Below are 3,048 nucleotides of genomic sequence, written 5' to 3' on the forward strand. Positions count from 1 at the left end.
GTATGTTGTAAATGTTTGATGCGGTGACTTTACCCAAGCGCGCTTGAAACCATTCTGCTGTTCTTTGTTCCATCTCATACCGCCGTTCTTTGTTCTTGTGGTGCATATTCTATATCTTGGACGTGAATATATTCGGCATCTTGTATAGGCGCCTCTATTTGCTTTTGTTGTAGGAAAGATTGTTCTTTTTCATGCTGTCTCTTTTGCAAAATATCCAAAATCCTTTGTGCTACTTCATCAGGAAGATCTTCAAGCTTTTGGACTCGTCCATACTGAAGCACTTTTTCTTCTTCTGTTTGAGTGATGTTTATTAATTGTTTGATTTGCGTAAGCACATCATAAGAAACTAACTTCGTTTGTACGTTATGGTTTGTTTCATTGATACGTTTTGCTTCATCTTCTTCATAAATACCGGAAAGCCCGAAAGCATAGCGAGCACACTGTATAGTAGCTTTATGGCGCAACATACGTGCGGGGTATTTTTTCCAAGGTTCACTTTTGTCTTGTTCGCATTCTTTGAGATATTCGGTGACTTCGATAGGGTCTTTAATGTCTTTGAGACGAATAGCACATTTGATAGCAATGATATTACCGTCTTTATCGAGTTGATCTTGAAAGGTCATACCATCAAAGTCAGGATTTGATTTGATGATCTTTATCCAACCGTCGATAGAAACAACGGGTATGATGCCGCCGCCTTTTTTAGGGAATGCATAGATTTCTTTTGTTAAAGGGTTAAGTCCATAAGTATTGGCAACAAAAAGAAAAACGGCAAATTCTGCATCAGTGATGACATTAGCATTTTTATCTCCAATACAAGTTTTTATGATTGTGGTTCGAAATTCTTCAGCAGAAAATCCATATTTTTCTGCCATTTCTTTTAAAAAAGTAGAATTTGTCATGTTGGTTTCCTTGATTTGCGCGCAATTCCCCCGTGGCGTGAATCACGCTGGTTTTTAAAAGTTGGTTTTTCGGTGTTAGAAACGGCTTATGTAGCTTATATCGCTTGCTGAATAGTCACTTTCGTAGATGATTGAATTGCGTCCACGAATTTCAAGATTACCAGAAATATTTACATTATCGAAAATATATACTCCATCTAGAATTTTCATATTTCCGGAAATGTGTGCTTTATCACTTATATAAGCATTTCCATAGACACGGGCATAGCCATAAACATGGCCCAAAACTCGAGCCTCACCATAAATTTGTGCATTGCCGTAAACTTGTGCATCATATTCAACATATGCTTCACCGCAAACTTTTGCATTTTCATAAACACGCGCCCTGCCTGTAATTTCTGCGCATTCAAATACTTGTGCATTGCCGAAAATCTTAGCGTCACCATAAACCATAGCTTTATGCCAAACCCAACAATCGCCTTCATGCGATAGGTTGTCTTCTTTTTGTATATAGCCGCCTAAGTAACCCTTTTTAATATTTCTAAAATCTCTTAATGCACGTATGCGATAAAGTTTTTTACTTTTATCGGTTCTTGCATCATAAAATTCTTTTATTTCATCAGTAAGTTCATATTTCTTTTCCATGATTACTATTTCTCACGTTCTTCGATTATGGTGGAGCCACTAATTTTACAATTTCCAGCAATGTTTACACGACAGCAAATATATGCTTGATTGTAAATTTTAGCATTTCCGTAAACGTGTACACTTTTCCCTATAACAGAATTCCCATAAATCCGCGCATAGTCAAAAACCTTGGCATTATCTCCAACATCAGCACCACCAACTTCGGCATAATCAGAAACTTGTGCATTGCCATAAACGCGTGCATTCCCATAAACCCGCGCATCATCATAAACTTTGGCATCACCGTAAACGTGTGCATTGCCAAAAATCCAACAGTCTCTCTTATGGCTTAAGTTGCTCTCTTTTTCTATAAAACCGCCTAGGTCACCTTTTTTGACATATCCAAAGTCTCTTAATGCTCTAATTCGGTGAAGAGTTCTTCCATCAAACGGAATTGTTTCATCAGTAAGTTCGTATTTTTTCATCTGGTCTTTTCTCCAGTTGAGATTCTTTTATCGCCATCAATCCAGTCGTCCCAACATACACATGCATCACCGTAAATTTTTGCACGACCATAAACATGCGCATCACCGCAAACTTGCGCATTGCCGTAAACACGCGCCCTATCGTAAATGTATGGCTCTTCGTAAACTTGTGCATTGCCATAAACTTCTGCATTATCAAAAACGTTCGGTTCACCGCAAATATATGCATCACCGTAAACTTCTGCATGACCGTAAATGCATGGTTCATCGAAAACTTCTGCTTTGCCATAAATACGAGAATTGTCGTAAACTTCTGCATAACCGTAAACTTGTGCATTTTCGTAAACCTTAGCATTACCAAAAACCTTGGCATTACCATAGACTTTTGCATAATCCCCAATCCAGCAATTACCATCATGACTTAGATTGTCTTCTTTCTCGATATAGCCGCCAAGATCACCTTTCTTGACGTCCCCCAAATCTCTCAGTGCACGAATGCGGTGAAGGATTTTGCCCCCAACTTCGATTGTTTCATTAGTCAATTCGTATTTTTTCACCATGCTTTTTCTCCAGTGGACATGACGTTATCGCCATCAATATCCGCATCACGATAAATTTTTGCGTCGCCATAAATACGTGCATTACCGGAAACTGTTGCCATTCCATAAACTTCGGCAAAACCGTAAACATGTGCATTATGTTTAATTCGTGCACTACCATAAACTACAGCATCATCATAAACTTGAGCATTATCGTAAACGCAAGCACAAGATAAGACGAATGCATTACCACCTACCCAGCAATTACCATGATGCGATAGGTTGTTTTCATGTTCTATAAAGCCGCCTAAATTACCTTTTTTAATAACTCCAAAGTCTCTTAAAGCGCGGATACGGTGAAGAGTTACCCCTTTAAACTCAGCTTTCCCATCAGTAAGTTCGTACTTCTTTTCCATGATTTTACTCCTTTAAGTTAGATTCTGCCTTTGTCGTTCTTGCAAAAGAACGGCATTGCATTGTGTGGTGAATTTTTTG

5 protein-coding genes and 1 pseudogene are annotated in these 3,048 nt (G+C 38.5%); all 6 read right to left on the reverse strand.

Annotated features, from left to right (window positions below):
• Positions 1 to 73 (reverse strand): annotated as a pseudogene (locus ACFINE_RS09365) (exonuclease); the annotation flags it as partial.
• Between the two features lies 1 nt (position 74).
• A complete protein-coding gene (gene bet, locus ACFINE_RS09370; RefSeq protein ID WP_375621847.1) occupies positions 75 to 902 on the reverse strand; it encodes a phage recombination protein Bet in 828 nt (275 codons plus the stop codon).
• A 75-nt stretch (positions 903 to 977) separates the two neighbouring features.
• Positions 978 to 1,547 (reverse strand): hypothetical protein, encoded by a 570-nt coding sequence (locus ACFINE_RS09375; protein ID WP_375621848.1) that lies wholly within the window; start codon positions 1,545 to 1,547, stop codon positions 978 to 980.
• A 5-nt stretch (positions 1,548 to 1,552) separates the two neighbouring features.
• Positions 1,553 to 2,014: a hypothetical protein gene (locus tag ACFINE_RS09380; protein WP_375621849.1), complete on the reverse strand. Its 462-nt coding sequence runs from the start codon at positions 2,012 to 2,014 to the stop codon at positions 1,553 to 1,555.
• A complete protein-coding gene (locus ACFINE_RS09385; protein WP_375621850.1) occupies positions 2,011 to 2,574 on the reverse strand; it encodes a hypothetical protein in 564 nt (187 codons plus the stop codon). The genes ACFINE_RS09380 and ACFINE_RS09385 overlap by 4 nt, the downstream gene beginning before the upstream one ends.
• Positions 2,568 to 2,969: a hypothetical protein gene (locus ACFINE_RS09390; protein ID WP_375621851.1), complete on the reverse strand. Its 402-nt coding sequence runs from the start codon at positions 2,967 to 2,969 to the stop codon at positions 2,568 to 2,570. The genes ACFINE_RS09385 and ACFINE_RS09390 overlap by 7 nt, the downstream gene beginning before the upstream one ends.
• Positions 2,970 to 3,048 lie beyond the last annotated feature (79 nt).

It is taken from the genome of Bartonella sp. AA97HXZ (assembly GCF_042196985.1).
In the GTDB taxonomy this organism is placed as follows: domain Bacteria; phylum Pseudomonadota; class Alphaproteobacteria; order Rhizobiales; family Rhizobiaceae; genus Bartonella.

What these genes read in the sequence shown, in the direction of transcription:
- bet (WP_375621847.1), bottom strand. Translation starts at nt 902, where the DNA reads ATGACAAATTCTACTTTTTTAAAAGAAATGGCAGAAAAATATGGATTT.
- ACFINE_RS09375 (WP_375621848.1), bottom strand. Translation starts at nt 1,547, where the DNA reads ATGGAAAAGAAATATGAACTTACTGATGAAATAAAAGAATTTTATGAT.
- ACFINE_RS09380 (WP_375621849.1), bottom strand. Translation starts at nt 2,014, where the DNA reads ATGAAAAAATACGAACTTACTGATGAAACAATTCCGTTTGATGGAAGA.
- ACFINE_RS09385 (WP_375621850.1), bottom strand. Translation starts at nt 2,574, where the DNA reads ATGGTGAAAAAATACGAATTGACTAATGAAACAATCGAAGTTGGGGGC.
- ACFINE_RS09390 (WP_375621851.1), bottom strand. Translation starts at nt 2,969, where the DNA reads ATGGAAAAGAAGTACGAACTTACTGATGGGAAAGCTGAGTTTAAAGGG.